The organism is Agarivorans sp. D1326 (assembly GCF_056958115.1).
In genome coordinates this window covers 312,651-332,260 of sequence record NZ_JBTWEN010000002.1, presented here as the reverse complement: position 1 = coordinate 332,260, position 19,610 = coordinate 312,651, and the positions used below count along the sequence as shown (strand labels likewise).

Below are 19,610 nucleotides of genomic sequence, written 5' to 3'. Positions count from 1 at the left end.
ACGATAAAAATATGCACAAAGTGTTTGTATTTGGCACGCTAAAACAAGGCTTCCCAAACTTTAAATTTAACCAAGGCATTCGCCATGGCTCTGATTACGTAAGCAAAGAAAGCTACCCTTTGTATTTGGTGGGTAGCCGTTATTCGCCGTGGTTGGTGCTTGATAAGGGCAAAGGCCAGCCGGTGAAGGGGCAAGTGTTCTTAGTCTCGGACCAAGTACTAGCAGAAATGGACAACTTAGAACGTGTACATGAGCCAGATGGATATCGAAAGTTCAGCATTCAAGTGGAATGTGTGACATCGGGAAAAGAGTTCGCCGCTATTGTATATGGCAAGCCGCCGGAGATGGCGGCAGCAGCAGACATTAGGCTTGAATTGCACGGGGAATACCTGTTGGAGCATGCCGATTTATATCGAAGCAGAGAGAAATTAATAAGTTGTTAGGCGCTTTCTTTATTGGGAAGATGACTCGTTCTAGTTTTTATCACTTGGTGTTTGTATGATTTGGCTGCGATTCAAGCCGCTGTACTCGCCTGTTTTAATGCTATTTGACTATTTAGCCCCTGTAAGACGTAAGATAAATAATTAATAACCGCACTATATTCAGTGTTTTAATTCCAAAAGAATTCAATACAATTGGGGCGTCCAAGCAAAAGGAGTAGCGGTTTGGTTAAGGGTAAGTTTGAATCAATGAACATTAAGGGCGATTTGTTTGGTGGTGTTACCACTGCTATCGTCTCACTACCAATGGCTTTAGCGTTTGGTGTTGCATCGGGAGCAGGGCCTCAAGCGGGTCTTTGGGGCGCCATTTTAGTAGGCTTGTTTGCCGCGTTATTTGGCGGTTCGCGAACCTTGATCTCAGAGCCAACCGGCCCGATGACCGTAGTAATGGCGGCGGTACTTACCACCATGATAGCCAAGCACCCTGAAAACGGGCCCGCTATGGCATTTACCGTGGTGATGATGGCCGGGCTATTCCAAATCGCCCTTGGTGCACTTAAGCTCGGTAAATACATTACCTTGATGCCTTATAGTGTTATTTCTGGCTTTATGTCTGGCGTTGGGGTCATTCTGGTCATCCTCCAATTGGCACCCTTTTTAGGCCAGTCTACTCCCGCTGGTGGAGCCCTTGGAACTCTGCAGGCGATTCCCGACTTAATTCGAAACATGCACTTTGGCGAGTTCCTGTTAGGGCTGATGACCTTAGGCGCGCTCTTGTTCATGCCTAATAAATACAAAAAAATAATCCCTCCACAATTGGTCGCGCTGGTGGCGGTTACTTTAGTATCTATGCTGCTATTTAGTGACGAGGGTATTCGCCGTATTGGTGAGATACCAAGCGGCCTACCGTCGATTATTTGGCCCACTTTTACTTGGGGCCTGCTTAGCGAAATGCTGGTTGATGCCTTAGTGCTAGGCACACTAGGTTGCATTGATACTCTTTTAACCGCAGTAATTGCCGATAGCTTAACCCGCAAAGAACATGACTCTAACCGCGAGTTAATGGGGCAGGGCATCGCAAATACGGTTTCAGGCTTGTTTGGCGGCTTACCTGGCGCAGGCGCGACTATGGGAACTGTAGTGAATGTTCAGGTGGGCGGAAGCTCTCCGCTCTCTGGTATTGTGCGCGCGGTAATTCTGCTCTTGGTAGTGTTGTGGCTAGCGCCACTTACCCAGCCTATACCATTAGCCGTTCTCGCGGGTATCGCTATGTATGTTGGCCTTAATATTCTCGATTGGAGCTTCATCAAACGCGCTCACCGTGTATCTTTAGTACCTACGTGCATCATGTATGGCGTACTGTTTCTTACCGTTTTTGTCGATTTAATCTACGCGGTAGGCATTGGAGTATTCCTTGCAAACGTGATCACTATTGAAAAGCTGAGCCGAGTTCAAGAGAAAAACGTTAAGGCAATATCCGATGCCGACGACGGTGTGCCACTTGAAGATTCAGAACGGCAGTTGTTAGACCAAGCCAAGGGCCAGTTATTGTTTTTCTACCTCTCTGGACCAATGATTTTTGGAGTATCAAAAGCCATTGCCAGACAACATGCAGCGGTTGAGCAATACAAAGTAATGGTGCTAGACCTTAGTGCAGTACCGATGATTGACGTTACTGTGGCGCTAGCGCTGGAAAACGCCATGCGTGATGCCTTAGATGCTGGCTGTGAAGTGTTCCTCTACAGCCCTAACGAGCAAACCATGCACCAGTTAGAGAAAATTCAGATCCGCGATTGGATAGATGAAGATCATATTGTAGATAGCCGCACTGAAGCCTTAGAAAAAGGGCTGGCAGTGGTGCTGCGTATAAATGCTGAGGCAGACGTTGAGCAGCAAGGATCGGCTATTTAGTCCTGCATAGCAGCCTTCTATGGTACAAATCGCGCTGGAGATAACTTTAGCGCAAGGTTTCCTAAACAACTAGATGAATTGTCCTGCTCTCTCATTATTCTCCCGTAAAACTAATTAAAAGGCTTTATTCAATATTGATGACTATGTGAATAGTGCTAGAGTTGTAAAGAATGTAATGTTTTTTTCACTATCGAAATAATCAACATCAGTGGCTTTTTGATACTTGGCCTAAAGAAAGTGGATGCTGCTTACGGTTTATCTAGTTCATACGGTGATTTGAATCTTACTAGATTACGACAAACGAAGAAGAACGTTTGTAGCTCAAAGGTCGCTCATGTATGTATCTTTATGAAACTATTTGAACACAATTATGGAGGGTATAATGACTAATAAAATACTTTATTCGATCGTTACTTTGTGTGTTCTGGCTATTACGTCTTGTGGAGTCGTTAAAACAAAGTACGCTAATTTTAAATACGAGAGTAAAGAAAATGATACTCAACCTCCAAGATTTGAGGATGATGATTACTTTTATGAGTTAGCAGACAGATTTGCAGTTATGGCTTTATTTGCAAATGTATCTTACCGAGATGACTTGGTAAAAAAAGACTCTAAGTATAATAAAAGTGGTGAGTTAATATCGGAGGATATACTAGGTGATGATTTTGAAACAGCTTGTAACTATTTAGATTCCGATTCTGAGCCTCCCCTCTTTGGTATGCCATATGTAGATGTGAATTCAAAGGAACGATGGTTTAGATGGAAAGGAAGCAGTTTAATAGAGTCAAAGCCTTGCTACAATAAGAAAGGTTTATTTTATGAAACATATGTGTTTGGTTCTAAGGATAAAATTTATAAAGCTGTAATTGCGTTTAGAGGTACAGAAAATAGAAAGGGAGAAACTTGGTATGATTGGAAAACTAATCTATCTAATTTTTTTGGTTTTGAGCCTGAGCAATATAAAATTGCACGAAATAATATCCCTAAAGTCATTGATGCGTTGAAATTTGAAAATCCAAATATAAGTATATTTTCAACCGGCCACTCTCTAGGAGGTGGCTTAGCACAACAAACAGGTTATTTATCCAAAGACATAAAGGAAGTATTCACCTTTAATACTAGCCCAGTTACTAATTGGACTAATTTGGCATTAAAAGGAAAAGTAGCCAATCAATATCCAATAATTCATCGCATGTATAATGGTGGTGAGGCTTTGGGTGGGGTTAGAAGTATTACGACGTTATCTACTAAAGCTCGATATGGTAGGCATGACATAGGTGTACAAGTAAAATCTAAGCAACTAGTTGCTGGTCATTCAATGACGCTCTTAAGTTGTCATTTGGTATGTCTCGTTGAGAATAGTAACAAGGTTGCTCAGCACAGCCTTTCCCCCACTTATATACGTAGTGAGTTAATGGATAGCGAAGGGATCTGCAAAGGGTATGTTGAAATTGATAAATGTGACTTAAGTGACTAAAATAGTTAACTTTTATATCTTTCATTACACTATTAGACCTCGAAATTTGCAGATTAATTGAATATAGCGAAAACTAATTTTAGTCTTTATATATTCGTGAATACGAAGTATGTTTGTCATGAAGGTGGCTGTTCGTGAAATGGGCAAATAGCTAGTTTCGAATAGAAATATAAAACCAGCATTACGCTGGTTTTTATCAATTGATAAGAAGTGAAAATTTTTACTTATGCCTTGCCTGCAAACAAGCAACAACCTCATCAAAACCCACTTCTTGTTTTTCTAGCAATACTAGTAGGTGATACAACAAATCTGAGCTTTCGTTCACTAACTCTTCGCGGTCGTTAGCCATGGCGGCTAGGGCTACTTCTACACCTTCTTCACCTACTTTTTGGCAAATGCGCTTGGTGCCGCGGGCGAATAGGCTAGCGGTGTAGCTTTCTTCTGGATCGGCTAACTTACGCTCGGCTAATACCGCTTGTAGTTTGGCGATAAAGGTAAGCTTAGGCTCTTGGTGGCCGTCAAAACAGCTTGGGTTGCCAAGGTGGCAAGTTGGGCCAATTGGGTCAACAGCTACTAATAAGGTATCTTGGTCACAATCAAGTGTAATACCTTTAAGCTTTAGCACATTGCCTGAAGTTTCCCCTTTGGTCCATAAACGCTGCTTAGTGCGGCTAAAGAAGGTTACTTGCTCGGTGTCTAGGGTTTTAGCTAGCGCATCACTGTTCATGTAACCCAGCATAAGCACTTGGCCGCTGTGGTCGTTTTGAACCACGGCAGGGATTAAGCCTTCGACTTTGTCCCAGTTAATCTTTTGGTTTAGTTCTTCAAACTGGCTCATAGTCGAATTGCCACCTCTTGTTGTTTGAGATATTGCTTCAATTCGCCAATATCAATAATGCTTTTATGGAATACGCTAGCCGCCAATGCGCCGTCTACGTCGGAAATCTTAAAGGCGGCTTTAAAGTGCTGCATTTCGCCTGCGCCGCCAGAGGCAATTAAAGGCACATTACAAATCTCGCGTACTCGGCTTAGTTGTTCTAAATCGTAACCTTGGCGCACGCCATCTTGGTTCATAACGTTTAGTACTATTTCACCTGCGCCACGAGCTTGTACTTCTTTCACCCAGTCAAAGGTATTCCAAGTAGTGGTTACGGTGCGCTTTTCGTCACCAGTAAATTGCTTAACTTGGTATTGGCTGGTTTCGTCGCAGTAGTAAGAGTCAATGCCTACTACGATGCACTGCACGCCAAATTTGTCGGCAAGCTTAGTAATCAAACTAGGATCGGCTAAAGCAGGGGAGTTGATAGAGATTTTATCAGCGCCATTTTGCAAGGTGCGATTGGCATCCTCAATGGTTTTAATACCACCGGCTACACAAAACGGAATATCGATAACTTCCGCTACTCGGCTTACCCAGCTTTTATCTACTACGCGCTCGTCTGAGCTGGCGGTAATATCGTAAAAAACTAGTTCGTCTGCGCCTTCTTCAGCGTAGCGTTTGGCTAGCGGTACAATGTCGCCAATAATTTCATGGTTACGAAACTTAACGCCTTTTACTACCATGCCGTCTTTTACGTCTAGGCAGGGGATAATTCGTTTAGCTAGCATTGTTGCCCCCTTGCTCCCAGCAGGCGATGGCTTGCTCTACGTTGAACTTACCTTCTAACAATGCGCGGCCAACAATTACGCCAGCTACGCCGGTATCGGTAAGCGCTGCAATGTCATTTAAGTCACCAATGCCGCCTGAGCTTTGCCAGTGAATATCTGGGTATTGCGCACATAACTCGCGGTACAAACTTACGTTTGAGCCTTCTAGCGTGCCGTCTTTAGATATGTCGGTACACAATACGTGCTTTAGGCCAACAGGCGCGTAAATAGCCACTAGTTCTTCAATGGTTACGCCACTGTCTTCTTGCCAGCCAGATACTGCTACTACCTTATTGCCTTGCTCGTCGATGTTAATATCAAGCGCCAGTACAATGTGCTCGGCGCCGTATTTTTCCATCCACTTGGCAACCACTTCTGGCTGCTTTACTGCGGTAGAGCCAATTACTACACGCTCTGCACCTGCGTCGAGCAAGTCTTTTACATCTTGCTCGCTACGTACACCGCCACCAATCTGAATTTTAGCTGGAGTGTTTTTCAGTAGCTGGGCGATAACGTCTAGTTGGCGAGCGCTGGTATCTTTGGCGCCGTCTAAATCAACCAAGTGTAACCAATCAGCTCCTTGGCTGTGGTACTCAGAAAACTGGGCTTGTGGGTCGTCACCATAAATGGTTTTTTGTGCGTAATCACCTTGGAACAAACGCACAATCTTTCCGTCAATTAAATCTAAAGCAGGAATGATCATGTGTTACATCTCCAAGAAGTTTTTGATTAGTTGCGCACCGGCTTGGCCGCTACGTTCCGGGTGAAATTGCACCCCGTAAAAGTTGTCTTTGTTTACTGCGGCGGTAAAGGTGTTGCCATAATCACATTCGGCAATTGTGGCAGCGTTTACTGGCAGGGCGTAGCTGTGTACGAAGTAGAAGTAGCTGCCGGCTTCAATGCCTTTAAACAGTGGGTGACCGGCTTTAGGTTGAATTTGATTCCAACCCATGTGCGGCAGGCGTTGCCCTTGTTGCGGTTGCATTAAGCTTACAGTGCCAGGCACTAAACCTAAGCAGGGGACTGGCTCGTCGGCTTGTTTAGCGCCGCCTTCGATAGAGAAATCGGCCAGCATTTGCATGCCTAAACAAATACCCAATAGCGGCTTTTTAACTTGTTTTACTAAGTCGATAAGCTCGCGGTCGGCTAGGTTTTGCATCGCCTCGGTGGCGGTGCCCACGCCGGGTAGAAACAGTTTATCAGCCGCTAAAATTACCTGTGGATCGCGGCTCACTGTTACTGGAAAGCCCAAACGCTCTACGGCAAATTTTACCGAAGATAAGTTGGCACATCCTGTATCAATAATTACGTTCATGTTTGCTCTTATCCTTTAAAGCAGGCGCTTATAGTGTGCCTTTACTGCTAGGCATTGCATCGCCCGATTTAACAATGGCTTGACCTAGTGCACGACCAAATACTTTAAACAGGGCTTCTACCATGTGGTGAGTATTTTTGCCGGTGGTTTCTAGGTGTAAGGTACAGGCCATAGCGTCGCTTAGTGAGCGGAAGAAGTGCGGTACCATTTCAGTGGCAAAGTCTCCAATGTTGTCGCGAGTAAAATCAGCTTTAAACTCTAGGTGAGCACGGCCGCTTAAATCTAGGGCACATTGGGCTAGGCATTCGTCCATTGGCAGTACAAAACCAAAACGGCCAATACCACGTTTGTCGCCAAGCGCTTCTTTAAGGGCTTGGCCAAGGGCAATGGCGGTGTCTTCTACGCTGTGGTGGTCGTCGATGTGGTAATCGCCAACAACTTTACAATTAAGCTGAAAGCCGCCGTGGGTAGCAATTTGATCTAGCATGTGGTCAAAAAAGCCAAGGCCAGTATCAATTTGGCTGCCGCCTGCGTTGTCTAAATCAACCGCGATGCTAATTTGGGTTTCTTTAGTATTGCGCTCAACCTTGGCTTTGCGGCCTTGTTGAGTAAGCTGCTTTTCAATCGCTATCCAGTTAAGGCCGTCGCGTTGATATTGCAAGCCTTCTAGCCCCATGTTTTCGGCTAGCTGCATGTCGGTGTGGCGATCGCCAATCACATAAGAGTTGGCAAAATCAATCACGCCACTTTTTAGGTAGTCTTTTACCAAGCCAAGCTTGGGTTTGCGACAGCTACAGTTATCTTCGTCGAAGTGCGGGCATACCAGTACGTCGTCAAACTTAATGCCTTGTGATTCGAAGATATCCATCATGTAGTTTTGAGCTAGGTGAAAATCAGCTTCGGGGAAGCTGTCGGTGCCTAAACCATCCTGGTTGGTTACCATAACTAAGCGGTAGCCATTGGCTTGTAGCTTAAGCAATACCGGGATCACTTGTGACTCTAACTTTACCTTTTCTACGCTATCAACCTGTTTGTCGGTGATAGGTTCGTCGATCATGGTGCCATCACGGTCGATAAATAAGATTTTTTGTTTTACTTGGCTCACTTAAGTTCGCTCCAATCCTTGAATTGCTGATACGGTGGCGGCCACTTCTTGCTGGTTGCCAATGCTAATGCGGATGCAGTTTTCTAACCGCGGCTTATTGGCAAAATCACGCAGTACAATGCCTTGCTCGCCCAATGTTTTAAATACTCGGGCTGAATCGTCGAAACGTACCAGTATGTAGTTACCGGTAGCAGGGAAGATCTCTTGCACAATATTAAGTTTGCTTAAATCTTCAACCGCTTGGCTGCGAATAGCGTTTAAGCGTGCAACACGCTCGCGCATAACTTTTAAGCCATCTTGGCTTAGCGCTTTTGCTGCGATCTCGGCAACTGGACGGGCAATCGGGTAAGGGGCAATCACTTTGCTCATTACTTCAATCACCTCACGACCTGCAACGGTAAAGCCACAACGTAAGCCAGCTAAAGCGAAGGCTTTAGATAAGGTTCGAGTAACCACCAAGTTGTCGTAGTCGCCGAGCAATTTCACTACGCTAAGTTCTTCGCAAAACTCAATATAGGCCTCGTCTACTACAACTAGCGCTTTATCTTTTTGTGCTTCTAACAACTCACACAACTTGGCTTCATCTAGCATGTTGCCTGTTGGGTTGTTGGGGGCACATAAGAAAATAATTTTGCTATCTACTTTTGCCAGTGCCGCGTAGTCGGGATCAAAATTCGCATCTAGAGCAACGGTTTTTATCTCAACACCAATGGTTTCGGCGCTTACCGCATACATGCCGTAAGTAGGGGCACAAATGGTAATGCTGTCTTCGTTAGGCTCACAAAATGCGCGAATTAGTACTTCAATCGCTTCATCGGCGCCGCGGCTAGCCAACACTTGATTTGGCTCTACGCCTGCGTAGGCAGCGTAACCGTTAATTAAAGCTTCTGGTTGAAACTCTGGGTAGCGGTTTAGCTCATCGCCTTCGTAACTGAAGTCACTAACATCGGGGCTTTCGTTGGCGTTTAGCCACACTTCACCACTGCCGCCAATGCGGCGAGCACTTTGGTAGGGCACCAGCGCCTGAATTTTTTTGCGGGCTAATAATGTAACCGACATATTATTGCTCCTCGCCTAGGCGCATGGTAACCGCTCTGCGGTGGGCGTCTAGCCCTTCTGCGTTGGCTATAGGCACTACTGCACGGCTTAAGTCTTTTAGACCTTGCTGGCTTAACTCTTGAACTGTGAAACGTTTCATAAAGTCTAGAGTGCCAAGGCTAGAGTAGGTGCGAGTGTAGCCGTAAGTAGGCAAGGTGTGGTTGGTGCCACTGGCGTAATCGCCTACTGATTCTGGCGTCCATTCACCTAAAAATACGCTTCCCGCGTTTTCAATCTCTGGCAGTAAATCACGCGCTTGCTCGGTTTGAACAATGAGGTGCTCTGGGCCGTAAAGGTTACTTACTTGCACTGCTTGGGCTAAGTCGTTCACTACAATGGCAGTACTGTGCGACAAAGCTTGGTCGGCAATGTTATTACGACTAAGCAGCGCTAACTGTCGAGCCAATTCTTGATTAACCGCTTCGGCTTGTTGCTCTGAAGTTGTTACCAAGATTACTTGTGAATCTGGGCCGTGTTCGGCTTGCGAGAGTAAATCGGCAGCAACAAAAGCTGGATTAGCTTTATCATCTGCGATAACCAACACCTCAGAAGGGCCTGCTGGCATATCAATGGCGGCCCCAGCGTGGTCGCCGCTAACCTGCTGTTTGGCTTGCGTTACATAAGCATTACCCGGACCAAATATTTTGTCTGCCTTACTAACACTCTCGGTGCCATAGGCCATGGCTGCAATCGCTTGCGCGCCACCTGCTGCATATACTTCGTCTACACCACATAAGTTAGCGGTATAAAGGATTTCTGGCGCAATGGGTGGTGGAGAGCTTAATACCACTTTTTTACAGCCAGCAATGCGGGCAGGAATGGCTAACATTAATACCGTTGAAGGCAGTGGCGCAGTGCCACCAGGCACATATAAACCTACATTGCCAATGGCTGCGTAGTGCATTTCGCAACGCACCCCTGGTTGGGTTTCTAGGCTAATTGGCTGCGGCTTTTGCGCTTGGTGAAAAACTTCAATGTTAGCTTTGGCTTGCGCTACAGCTTGTTTAAATTCTTCACTTAAACCTTGCTCCGCTGCTTCTATCTCTTGTTGAGATATTCTTACAGCGTTAAGTTCGGTGTTATCAAACTTGGCAGCTAAAGCGATTAGGGCTTTGTCGCCTTGTTCACGAACTTGGCTTACTACATCGGCAACAATTCCGGCAATGTCGGTTGAGCTATTAACCGCAGGGCGGGACAGCACCTGTAGTTGTTGCTCTGAATTAAGTTGCTTCCAAATTACCGTTTGCATGGTGGTTATCTCAACATCTTCTCGATTGGCATCACTAGGATAGAGCTAGCACCTAAGGTTTTTAGCTTCTCCATGGTTTCCCAGAACAGGTTCTCGGTACTTACTACATGCAGAGCTACTTTATCTTCGTCGCCGGCAAGCGCTAATACTGTTGGGTGCTCGCTGCCTGGCAGTAAGTCAACGATCTGGTCAAGATGTGTTTTTGGCGCATGTAGCATGATGTATTTGCTTTCTTTTGCTTCCATGGTGCCTTGCATACGCATTAGTAAGCGATCTAACAGCTCTTGGTGCTCGTCACTAAGCTTATTTTTAGATTTAATTAAAACTGCTTGTGAGCGATAAATTACTTCTACTTCTTTAAGGCCGTTAGCTTCTAACGTTGCCCCGGTAGATACCAAGTCACAAATTGCATCAGCTAAGCCAGCGCGAGTGGCTACTTCAACCGAGCCTGCCAACATACAAGTTGAAAACGGTACGCCTTGTTCGTCTAAGTAGCGCTTTAGAATACCTGGGTAGCTAGTGGCAATGCGTTTATTAGCCAAACATTGTGGGCCGGTGTAATCAAATTCTTCTGCTACTGCTAAAGAGAAGCGGCAATCACCAAAGTCTAAGCGTTTTAGAATGTCACATTCGGTAGGTTCATTTTGCGCGGTGCGCAACATGGTTTCTTCTTCTAGTACGTTTTCGCCAACGATACCGAAATCAACCACGCCGTCCATAACTAGGCCTGGGATATCGTCATCGCGCACACGTAGTAGATCTACTGGCATGTTTTCTGAGTGGGCAATTAGGCGTTGTTGGCGGAGATTGATTTTCATTCCGCAGCTTTTTAATAGTGCCTGTGAGTCATCGCTTAGACGTCCTGATTTTTGGATGGCGATGCGTAGTCGTTTTTGCTCTGTCATGTTTATGTCCCTAATTATAATACTAAAAAACCCCCGGGAGGATTACCTTCCGGGGGTTTGCAATATTGTTATATTCTACCACCGGAAGCGTCTTACAAGCTTCCAGCAGATAACCGCCTGAAGCTTATTCTGGATGATGGTGGTGATGATGCTTCAGTTGGTTAAAAATCATGTAACGTTCCTGTCAACGTGAGTTTTGCCTTGATGGCAATAATGGGCATAAAGTTACCAAGCTAGCGCTAAATTGCAACCTTTTTTAACGCCTTTTTATGAATAGATTAAAGTTGTTTAAAATTTAACCGATAATATAGTAAAGGAAGCCATAAAAGGAGCTGTAGTTGTGAGCCAAGATGCGATACTACCTATTTTGCCTAGGGCACCTGCAAAGCCTGACGGTAAGGCGCCGCCTATTAAAACGACGAAAGTGGTTAAAAAGGGTAAAACTAGCGCGCACAATGATATACAAGTGCGGCCTAAAACTGGTCAAGACCAACAGCAAGCGCAGAAAAGAAAGCCAGATCCCGACGACCCACATAACATTGACTTGTTTGTTTAGTTTTAAGTTTGGTCTCGGCTAATTCGGCTGGTATAGTTGCGGCGACTTTTGCTTGCCGGAATTTAGATTGAAACAGCAATATTTCGCCAAAGATGGATTACTCTCCAAGGCCATTGATGGCTTCTCTCCTCGTCCTCAACAAGGTGAAATGGCCAACGCAGTAGCGCAGGCTATAGATGACCGCGGTAGTTTGCTGGTAGAAGCGGGGACCGGCACCGGTAAAACCTTTGCTTACCTTGTTCCAGCTATGGATAGCGGCAAAAAAATAGTAATCAGTACCGGTAGTAAAGCCTTGCAAGACCAGCTGTTTACTAAAGACCTACCACGCATGCAAAAAGCCCTTAAGTACAATCAATCGATTGCCTTACTAAAAGGGCGCGCTAACTATTTGTGTATTGAAAGGCTAAACAGCTTTTCGCACTACAGCAGTGGCCAAGACAGAGCTACCTTGGCGGAGCTAGTCAAAATCAAAAGTTGGGCGCAAGGTGAAGAAAGTGGTGACATTAGCGACTTAGGCCCGGTGGCTGAGCGGGCAGATGTATTCCCCCTTATAACTAGCACCAACGACAATTGCCTTGGCAGAGATTGCCCATCTTACAAAGAGTGCTATTTGGTTAAAGCGCGTAATCGCGCCATGGAAGCTGATTTGGTGGTAGTAAATCACCATTTATTTTTTGCCGACATGGTGGTTAAAGAAACAGGCTTTGGTGAACTGATTCCAGAAGCTGATGCCTTTATTTTTGATGAAGCACACCAGTTACCGGACATTGCAGCCAGCTATTTTGGCCAGCACTTCTCTAGCCGCCAGATCCTCGATTTATGTAACGATATAGAGTTGAGTTATAAAACCGACCTTCGCGATATGGCGCAATTACAAAAAGCCTCACAAAAGCTAGAGCGTCGTATTCGCCAATGCCGACTCGCTTTTGAAGGTTTGCGAGACCGAGGTGAATGGCGTCCACTTGCTAAACAAAAACGCTTTGGCGAGATGATGCAAGATTTACGTGAAGACATGGACTTTGTTTATCAAGTGCTCAAGCTGGCGCTTTCACGCAGTGAATTAGCTGACGCTTGTTTTGAACGTTTAGCTAAAATGCGCAGTTTGTTCGACAAGGTAATGGACGTAGATAAAACTGGTTTTAGTTATTGGTACGAGACTACGCGTCAGCATTTCACCTTAAACATTACGCCCTTAAATATTGCAGAGCGCTTTAATAGTGAAGTGGAAGATCGCAACGCCGCTTGGGTATTTACTTCAGCTACTTTGGCTGTTGATGGCAACTTTCAACATTTCCAAACCCAAATGGGTTTAAAAGATGCGAGCAGCATGCTGCTCGACAGCCCTTTCGATTATCAAAAACAAGCCTTACTCTGTGTGCCACGCTACTTGCCAGACACTAAGCAGCATAATGCCGAGCAGCTGATGCTAGATCAGCTTGCCCCGGTAATAGAAGCTAACGGCGGCCGTTGTTTCTTTTTGTGTACCAGTCATCGCATGATTCAAAAAGTTGCCGCTGAGCTAAGGCAACGCACTGAGTTATTGGTATTGGTGCAAGGGGAAGCTGGCAAACAAGAGCTGCTTAGCGAGTTCGTTGAAGATGGCAACGCCGTGTTAGTAGCAACAAGTACTTTCTGGGAAGGTGTAGACGTACCCGGTAAGGCCTTGTCGTGTGTCATCATCGATAAGTTACCGTTTGCTGCACCCGATGATCCCTTACTTAAAGCTAAAAGTGAAGATTGCCGTTTGCGTGGCGGAGATCCTTTTCGTCAGGTATATTTGCCGCAAGCTGTAATAAGCTTGAAGCAAGGAGTGGGGCGCTTGATTCGAACTCAGGCCGATCACGGCGTGGTGATTATTTGTGACAATCGCCTAGTAAACCGCGAATATGGTTCTTTATTTATTAGTAGCTTACCGGCTATGCCCCGCACAAGAGAGCTATCAAAAGTTCTAGAATTTGTTAAAAAAGACGCTGAGGAAACATGACAGCCAATATATTAGCTTTAGATACTTCAACCGAAAACTGCTCTGTTGCCTTGCAATGGAAGGGTGAAGTGATCAGCAAGCAAGAATACAGCCCACGCGACCACACTCAAAAGATCTTGCCGTTTGTGGAGCAAGTATTAGCGGAAGCAGGCGTAAGCTTAACTCAACTGGATGCCATTGCTTTTGGCCGCGGGCCAGGCAGTTTTACCGGTGTACGTATTGGCGTAGCTACCGCGCAAGGTTTGGCATTTGGGGCAGATAAACCGATGGTTGCAGTGTCAACGTTGCAAGCCATGGCGCAGCAAGCTTATGTTAACCATGCCACAGAGCGTTGCTTGGCTGCCATTGATGCACGCATGGGCGAAGTATACTGGGGTGAATATCACCTAGAAGATGGTTTGATGCGCTTGGTTGGCCAAGAGTTAGTGATTAAGCCTGAGCTACTCGAAGCAAGTGCCAATAAGGCCGCAGCTGTTGGCACTGGTTGGCAAACCTATAAAGAACTATTGAGTGGTCAATTTTCTGGCGTAAGCGTGCTAGATTCGGTGTTATACCCGGCGGCACGAGATATGCTTAGTTATGCTCAATATGCTTTTGAACGTGGCGACCTTGTTGCTGCCGAAAACGCAGAACCGGTGTATCTTCGAGATAAAGTCACTTGGAAAAAGCTTCCAGGTAGAGAATAGTTAAAGGATAAAAAGTTTGAAAATTCAGGGCCTTGGCCAGCCCATACCGCAACAGCCTAAAGTTAAGCAGGCAAGTAGTAGTACTGAGTTAAGTACCGCTACTCAAGCGCCAAAAGGTGTAGTGCCATGGGCGGTAATGGATGAAAAAAGTGTAGAAAAGCTCCGCTATGACCAAAATATTGGCAGTGGCGGAGAGGCTGTGTCTCACTATCAAGATGTTGCTAATCAACTTAAGCGCCAACAGGTAAATGAAATGTTCGGCATCGACTTGTTTGCCTAACTCGGCTTTCCCTTATCCATGCACAGTGAATCCTGCCTTCCCAAAAGCAAACTTGCTTACCTAGAACAAACAACTGACAGCCCATACTGTTTATTGATGTTGCATGGTTGGATGGACAACGCTGCTAGTTTCATTCCTGTTATTCACGAGCTACCTAATAGTCACTGTATTGCTTTAGACTTTCCTGGACATGGCCTTTCACCACACCGACAAGATTATTATCACTTTGTTGACTACGTAGACGATGTGTATGTTGCATTAAATGAGCTCAACCTTAGTAAACCAGTTATCTTAATTGGCCATTCTTTGGGAGCGCTTGTGGCCAGTTGCTTTGCTGCGGCATTTCCTGAGCAACTTAGTGGCTTAGTATGTATTGATGGCATTGGACCTTTAAGTTTGGCAAGCCATCAAACGTCTACGCATTTAGCTAAAGCGATTCGTCAAAGACAGCAGCTAAAACCCGCCAAAGGTTTTGCAGAGCTAGATTATGCCGTGGCCTTGCGAGCTAAAACTAACGCTATTAGCGCTGAAAATAGCCGCTTACTAGTAGAGCGCGCCACTATTCAGCGTGAAGGGTTGTGGTATTGGCGGCATGACGAAAAATTAAAACTTAGCTCACCCTTACGTTTTAGTGAAGAACAAGCCAAACAGATTTGCCAAGCAGTTGTAACACCTTGTTTATTGCTAGCAGCAAATGAGTATCCTTTACTTAAGCCAGATTACATTGCCTTGCGCCAGCAATGGTTTAACAATATTCAAACACAACTACTAAGTGGTGGGCACCACCTGCATATGCAAAATCCGCTTGCTACTGCTCAGTTACTTCGCGACTTTATTAAAACAATTGTTTGAAGCACTTCACTGTTTTTGAACTTACACTCTACGCTTAATGTTAATATATTGTTATTTTAAACGCCGTATGAAACAATCGTTTGAAATCTTAGAGCTAAAGCTCTAAGGCCAGTAATGTCGCCAAGTGCATAATAAAATTCACATTAAACTTGGTGGGCAATTTATACTTAATGTAATTGAATTGTTTAGGAGAACTGCGTGGATAAGGTTTGGCTTAATCGATACCCTAAGGATGTTCCTGCAGAGATAGACTCAGCACGTTATCAAACATTGCTTGATGTCTTCGAAGAAGGCGCAGCCAAACATGCCGACAGAGTAGCATTTATTAACATGGGCCAGGTGATGACCTATCGCCGCCTCGAAGAGCAATCTCGAGCCTTTGCTGCTTATCTTCAAAACGAATTAAAGCTAAAAGCGGGTGACCGCGTTGCCTTAATGATGCCCAATCTGCTGCAGTATCCTATCTGTTTGTTTGGTGCTTTACGTGCCGGCATGGTTGTGGTGAATGTAAACCCGCTGTATACCCCACGCGAGCTTAAACATCAGCTAAATGATAGCGGTGCAAAAGCCATTGTAATTGTCTCTAACTTTGCTCACATACTAGAAGAAATTGTTGAAGAAACCGGGGTAGAGCATGTAGTGCTAACTCGCTTAGGCGATCAGCTCTCTGCCACTAAACGTACCTTAGTTAACTTTGTAGTTAAGTATGTGAAAAAAATGGTGCCTAAGTATCATTTGCCACATGCACAATCTTTGCGTTATGTATTGTCGAAAGGTCAGCATTTACAATATGTTCGCCCAGAGATCCAAAGCGAAGATTTAGCCTTTTTACAATACACGGGTGGCACAACCGGTGTGGCTAAAGGTGCCATGTTGTCACATAAAAATATGGTGGCCAATTTACTGCAAGCTTTAGGCATTGTTGGCCCTTGTTTGCGCGAAGGCAAAGAGGTAGTGGTAACCGCGTTGCCGCTCTACCATATCTTTGCCTTAACGGCTAACTGCATGGTGTTTTTCGCAATGGGTTGTCAGAACCTTCTCATTACCAATCCTCGCGATATTCCTACATTTACTAAAGAGTTGGCTAAAACCCCATTTACCGCCATTACAGGCGTGAATACTTTGTTTAACGCGCTGCTTAATCATGAAGATTTTGCCAAGCTCGATTTCTCACGTTTACGCCTTTCATTAGGTGGTGGCATGTCGGTGCAGCGTGCAGTTGCAGAGCGTTGGCAGGAAGTCACCGGCTCTCGATTGATCGAAGGTTACGGTTTAACCGAATGTGCGCCGTTGGTAACCGTATGCCCTTATGACTTAGAAGCTTATAACGGCAGTATTGGCCTTCCGGCTCCTTCTACTGACATTAAATTAGTTGGCGAAGATGGAGAGGAAGTGGCTGATGGAGAATCAGGTGAGATCTTGGTTAAAGGCCCGCAGGTTATGCAGGGCTATTGGCAGCGCCCTGAAGCTACCGAAGAATCAATGCCAGGAGGCTGGTTTGCTACCGGTGATATTGCCACAGTAGATGAACAAGGTTTCTTCCACATTGTGGACCGTAAAAAAGACATGATTTTGGTATCGGGCTTTAACGTATTCCCTAATGAAGTGGAAGAAGTGGTGGCCAGTAATGCCAAGGTACTAGAAGTTGCAGCGGTAGGTGTTCCAAACGATGTTAGCGGCGAAACGGTAAAAGTTTTTGTGGTTAAGAAGGATGAGTCGCTTACCGAGAAACAAGTTATCGAGCATTGCCGTGAGTTTCTTACTGCTTATAAAGTACCTAAGTTGGTGGAGTTTAGAGATGAACTTCCTAAAACAAATGTGGGTAAGATCTTACGTAGAGCCTTGCGTGAAGAGGCATAAACCGTAAAATGGTGATTATTAAGATGCTTTCCACTAGGACGCCGTAATTTTGGCAGACGTAAACTTCGATATGATAGAAACAGAGGCGCAACTTGCGCCTCTGTTGCATTTTTTAAATGAGCAAGAGGCAATGGTACTCGCCATTGACACAGAGTTTGTTCGCACTCGTACTTACTACGCTCAGCTTGGTTTACTGCAAATCTTTGATGGCCAACAATGCTATTTGATTGATCCTCTAAAAGTAGAAATGGCGCCCTTGTGGGAAGCATTGGCTAAGCACCATTGGGTACTTCACGCCTTTAGTGAAGATCTCGAAATCATTCAGCGAGTGAGCGGCAAGTTTGGTCTTAGTGTATTTGATACGCAAGTTGGGGCCGCTTTTCTAGGTCACGGTATTAGCTTAGGTTATCAGCGCTTTATTGATACAGAGTTGGATATTCAATTAGATAAAGGCGAATCGCGTACCGACTGGTTAGCACGTCCCTTACGCTCTTCTCAATTAGAATATGCGGCTTTGGATGTTATTTACCTCTTACCTGCCTATTTAAAGATTCAACAACAGCTTAAAGATGAAGGGCGTTTTGATGCCGCGCTTGAAGAAAGTGCGCGTTTGGCTGCGCTTAAAAAGCGGGTGTTTAATCAAGACGAAGCCTATAAAGATATTAAGAATGCTTGGAAGCTAAACCCGCAGCAACTTGCTGTTTTGCAAGTATTAGCGCGTTGGCGCGCCCAACAAGCTGCTAGCCGAGATTTAGCCATTAACAATGTTGTTCATGGTGATAGTTTGTGGGCCTTGGCGCGTTATCAGCCAAGTACTATGGAACAACTTCAGCGCCTTGGTTTGCCACCGCAAGAATTGCGGATACATGGGCAGCGCTTATTAAAGTTAGTTAAACAAGGGCAGCAGACTAAAACTGTAGATTTTCCACAGGCCATTAGACGTATTGTTGATTACCCAGATTACAAGAAAAGTATTCAAGAGCTTAAAAAAGTAGTGGCTAAAGTTGCCGAGGAATCAGGGTTACCAGAAGATGTATTGGCGAGTAAGAAAATGCTCAATCAGTATTTGTCTTGGCTTTGGAAAGAAGACCGGCAAGCAGCGGAGCTACCTCTTTTACTTACCGGTTGGCGTCAGCCTTTATTTGCTAATCACGTTGCTCAGGAAGCGTAATATTTAGCTCAAGTACGCTTATATCTTCGCTCTTGTTGTCCAAGCTAACATTCACTTGGTCTGAGTTAATATCTACGTACTTTTTAATTACTTCTATAATGTCTTGCTTCATCGCAGGCAAGTAATCAGGCCCACTGCGTTGTCCACGTTCGTGGGCAACAATAATCTGCAGTCGTTCTTTGGCGGTTGCCGCCGTTTTAGACTGTTTTGACGTTCGAAAGTAGTCTAAAAGAGACATTGTTATCCTCCAAATATACGGCTAAATAGGCCTTTCTTTTGTTCTTCTAAAAAGCGGAAATCTACACTTTCACCAATTAAACGGCTTACCGCATCGTCGTAAGCTAAACCTGCATCGCTTTCGCTGTCTAAAATCACTGGTTCACCCGAGTTTGACGCTTTTAGCACAGCTGGAGATTCAGGAATCACTCCAAGCAAAGGAATAGCCAGAATGTCTTGCACGTCTTCAACACTTAACATATCGCCACGGTTTACCCTTTCTGGGTTGTAGCGAGTTAATAGTAGGTGTTCTTTAACCGGCTCTTTGCCTTGTTCGGCACGTTTTGATTTGCTGGCCAACATGCCCAAAATTCGGTCTGAATCTCGCACTGAAGAAACTTCTGGGTTAGTTGTTACAATCGCTTCATCGGCGAAGTACAAAGCCATGATTGCACCGGTTTCGATACCAGCTGGCGAATCACAAACAATGTAGTCGAAACCTTGTTCGGCTAAATCGTCTAATACTTTTTCCACGCCTTCTTTAGTTAACGCGTCTTTATCGCGAGTTTGCGATGCTGGCAAAATGTATAGGTTGTCGGTGCGCTTATCTTTAATCAACGATTGATTAAGATTAGATTCGCCCTTAATTACGTTAACAAAATCGTAAACGACTCGACGTTCACAACCCATAATTAAATCGAGGTTACGTAAGCCAATATCAAAATCGATGATTACTGTTTTAAAACCTTTGATGGCGAGACCAGTACCAATAGCAGCACTGGAGGTTGTTTTACCTACGCCACCTTTTCCTGAGGTTACAACGATAATCTTAGCCATTATCTTTCCTTTATAAATTCG

The 19,610-nt window shown here is 44.9% G+C and carries 20 protein-coding genes and 1 other annotated feature; of the genes, 10 read left to right on the top strand and 10 right to left on the bottom strand.

What is annotated here, in order from left to right:
* Nucleotides 1–11 precede the first annotated feature (11 nt).
* From ACYFDN_RS05395 to ACYFDN_RS05385, 3 genes are all read left to right on the top strand, one after another.
* Entirely contained in the window at nucleotides 12–443 is a 432-nt protein-coding gene (locus ACYFDN_RS05395; protein ID WP_483510226.1) for a gamma-glutamylcyclotransferase family protein, read from the top strand.
* 246 nt (nucleotides 444–689) lie between these two features.
* Nucleotides 690–2,351: a SulP family inorganic anion transporter gene (locus ACYFDN_RS05390; protein WP_483510479.1), complete on the top strand. Its 1,662-nt coding sequence runs from the start codon at nucleotides 690–692 to the stop codon at nucleotides 2,349–2,351.
* Nucleotides 2,352–2,733: 382 nt separating this feature from the next.
* Nucleotides 2,734–3,828 carry a Tle-like phospholipase domain-containing protein gene (locus ACYFDN_RS05385; RefSeq protein WP_483510225.1) on the top strand — a complete coding sequence of 365 codons (1,095 nt, stop codon included), beginning with the start codon at nucleotides 2,734–2,736 and terminating at the stop codon, nucleotides 3,826–3,828.
* A 220-nt stretch (nucleotides 3,829–4,048) separates the two neighbouring features.
* Here ACYFDN_RS05385 and hisIE read toward each other — a convergent pair whose 3' ends face one another.
* From hisIE to hisG, 8 genes are read right to left on the bottom strand one after another with little or no spacing between them, the layout of a single operon-like run.
* Nucleotides 4,049–4,666: a bifunctional phosphoribosyl-AMP cyclohydrolase/phosphoribosyl-ATP diphosphatase HisIE gene (hisIE, locus tag ACYFDN_RS05380; RefSeq protein ID WP_483510223.1), complete on the bottom strand. Its 618-nt coding sequence runs from the start codon at nucleotides 4,664–4,666 to the stop codon at nucleotides 4,049–4,051.
* A complete protein-coding gene (gene hisF, locus ACYFDN_RS05375; RefSeq protein ID WP_483510221.1) occupies nucleotides 4,663–5,436 on the bottom strand; it encodes an imidazole glycerol phosphate synthase subunit HisF in 774 nt (257 codons plus the stop codon). The genes hisIE and hisF overlap by 4 nt, the downstream gene beginning before the upstream one ends.
* Nucleotides 5,426–6,178, bottom strand: coding sequence for a 1-(5-phosphoribosyl)-5-[(5-phosphoribosylamino)methylideneamino]imidazole-4-carboxamide isomerase (hisA, locus tag ACYFDN_RS05370; RefSeq protein ID WP_483510219.1), 753 nt, complete (start codon nucleotides 6,176–6,178; stop codon nucleotides 5,426–5,428). The genes hisF and hisA overlap by 11 nt, the downstream gene beginning before the upstream one ends.
* Before the next feature lie 3 nt (nucleotides 6,179–6,181).
* On the bottom strand, nucleotides 6,182–6,790 hold the full coding sequence (hisH, locus tag ACYFDN_RS05365; protein ID WP_483510217.1) for an imidazole glycerol phosphate synthase subunit HisH: 609 nt from the start codon (nucleotides 6,788–6,790) through the stop codon (nucleotides 6,182–6,184).
* 28 nt (nucleotides 6,791–6,818) lie between these two features.
* Nucleotides 6,819–7,895, bottom strand: coding sequence for a bifunctional histidinol-phosphatase/imidazoleglycerol-phosphate dehydratase HisB (gene hisB, locus ACYFDN_RS05360; protein ID WP_483510215.1), 1,077 nt, complete (start codon nucleotides 7,893–7,895; stop codon nucleotides 6,819–6,821).
* A complete protein-coding gene (hisC, locus tag ACYFDN_RS05355; RefSeq protein ID WP_483510213.1) occupies nucleotides 7,896–8,954 on the bottom strand; it encodes a histidinol-phosphate transaminase in 1,059 nt (352 codons plus the stop codon).
* 1 nt (nucleotide 8,955) lies between these two features.
* Nucleotides 8,956–10,242: a histidinol dehydrogenase gene (gene hisD / locus ACYFDN_RS05350; protein WP_483510212.1), complete on the bottom strand. Its 1,287-nt coding sequence runs from the start codon at nucleotides 10,240–10,242 to the stop codon at nucleotides 8,956–8,958.
* Between the two features lie 5 nt (nucleotides 10,243–10,247).
* Nucleotides 10,248–11,147 carry an ATP phosphoribosyltransferase gene (hisG, locus tag ACYFDN_RS05345; RefSeq protein ID WP_040307005.1) on the bottom strand — a complete coding sequence of 300 codons (900 nt, stop codon included), beginning with the start codon at nucleotides 11,145–11,147 and terminating at the stop codon, nucleotides 10,248–10,250.
* Nucleotides 11,148–11,168: 21 nt separating this feature from the next.
* Nucleotides 11,169–11,296 (bottom strand) — a sequence feature (His leader region).
* Between the two features lie 191 nt (nucleotides 11,297–11,487).
* Between hisG and ACYFDN_RS05340 the strand changes: the two genes are divergently transcribed.
* The 7 genes from ACYFDN_RS05340 to rnd all read left to right on the top strand — a co-directional run bounded on the left by ACYFDN_RS05340 (nucleotide 11,488) and on the right by rnd (nucleotide 18,536).
* Complete coding sequence (locus ACYFDN_RS05340) at nucleotides 11,488–11,703, top strand: hypothetical protein (RefSeq protein ID WP_406608772.1); 216 nt, start codon at nucleotides 11,488–11,490, stop codon at nucleotides 11,701–11,703.
* A gap of 67 nt (nucleotides 11,704–11,770) precedes the next feature.
* Nucleotides 11,771–13,687 carry a DNA repair helicase YoaA gene (gene yoaA, locus ACYFDN_RS05335; RefSeq protein ID WP_483510210.1) on the top strand — a complete coding sequence of 639 codons (1,917 nt, stop codon included), beginning with the start codon at nucleotides 11,771–11,773 and terminating at the stop codon, nucleotides 13,685–13,687.
* Nucleotides 13,684–14,373 carry a tRNA (adenosine(37)-N6)-threonylcarbamoyltransferase complex dimerization subunit type 1 TsaB gene (gene tsaB / locus ACYFDN_RS05330; RefSeq protein ID WP_483510209.1) on the top strand — a complete coding sequence of 230 codons (690 nt, stop codon included), beginning with the start codon at nucleotides 13,684–13,686 and terminating at the stop codon, nucleotides 14,371–14,373. The genes yoaA and tsaB overlap by 4 nt, the downstream gene beginning before the upstream one ends.
* Before the next feature lie 16 nt (nucleotides 14,374–14,389).
* Nucleotides 14,390–14,653 (top strand): hypothetical protein, encoded by a 264-nt coding sequence (locus ACYFDN_RS05325; protein ID WP_016401096.1) that lies wholly within the window; start codon nucleotides 14,390–14,392, stop codon nucleotides 14,651–14,653.
* Between the two features lie 18 nt (nucleotides 14,654–14,671).
* Nucleotides 14,672–15,505: an alpha/beta fold hydrolase gene (locus ACYFDN_RS05320; RefSeq protein WP_483510208.1), complete on the top strand. Its 834-nt coding sequence runs from the start codon at nucleotides 14,672–14,674 to the stop codon at nucleotides 15,503–15,505.
* Nucleotides 15,506–15,703: 198 nt separating this feature from the next.
* Nucleotides 15,704–17,365 (top strand): long-chain-fatty-acid--CoA ligase FadD, encoded by a 1,662-nt coding sequence (fadD, locus tag ACYFDN_RS05315; protein WP_221076929.1) that lies wholly within the window; start codon nucleotides 15,704–15,706, stop codon nucleotides 17,363–17,365.
* 49 nt (nucleotides 17,366–17,414) lie between these two features.
* Entirely contained in the window at nucleotides 17,415–18,536 is a 1,122-nt protein-coding gene (gene rnd, locus ACYFDN_RS05310) for a ribonuclease D (RefSeq protein ID WP_483510207.1), read from the top strand.
* Here rnd and minE read toward each other — a convergent pair.
* Nucleotides 18,511–18,774, bottom strand: a complete 264-nt coding sequence (minE, locus tag ACYFDN_RS05305) for a cell division topological specificity factor MinE (protein WP_016401092.1) — start codon at nucleotides 18,772–18,774, stop codon at nucleotides 18,511–18,513. The genes rnd and minE overlap by 26 nt on opposite strands.
* Nucleotides 18,775–18,776: 2 nt before the next feature.
* Nucleotides 18,777–19,589, bottom strand: coding sequence for a septum site-determining protein MinD (gene minD, locus ACYFDN_RS05300; RefSeq protein WP_016401091.1), 813 nt, complete (start codon nucleotides 19,587–19,589; stop codon nucleotides 18,777–18,779).
* Nucleotides 19,590–19,610 lie beyond the last annotated feature (21 nt).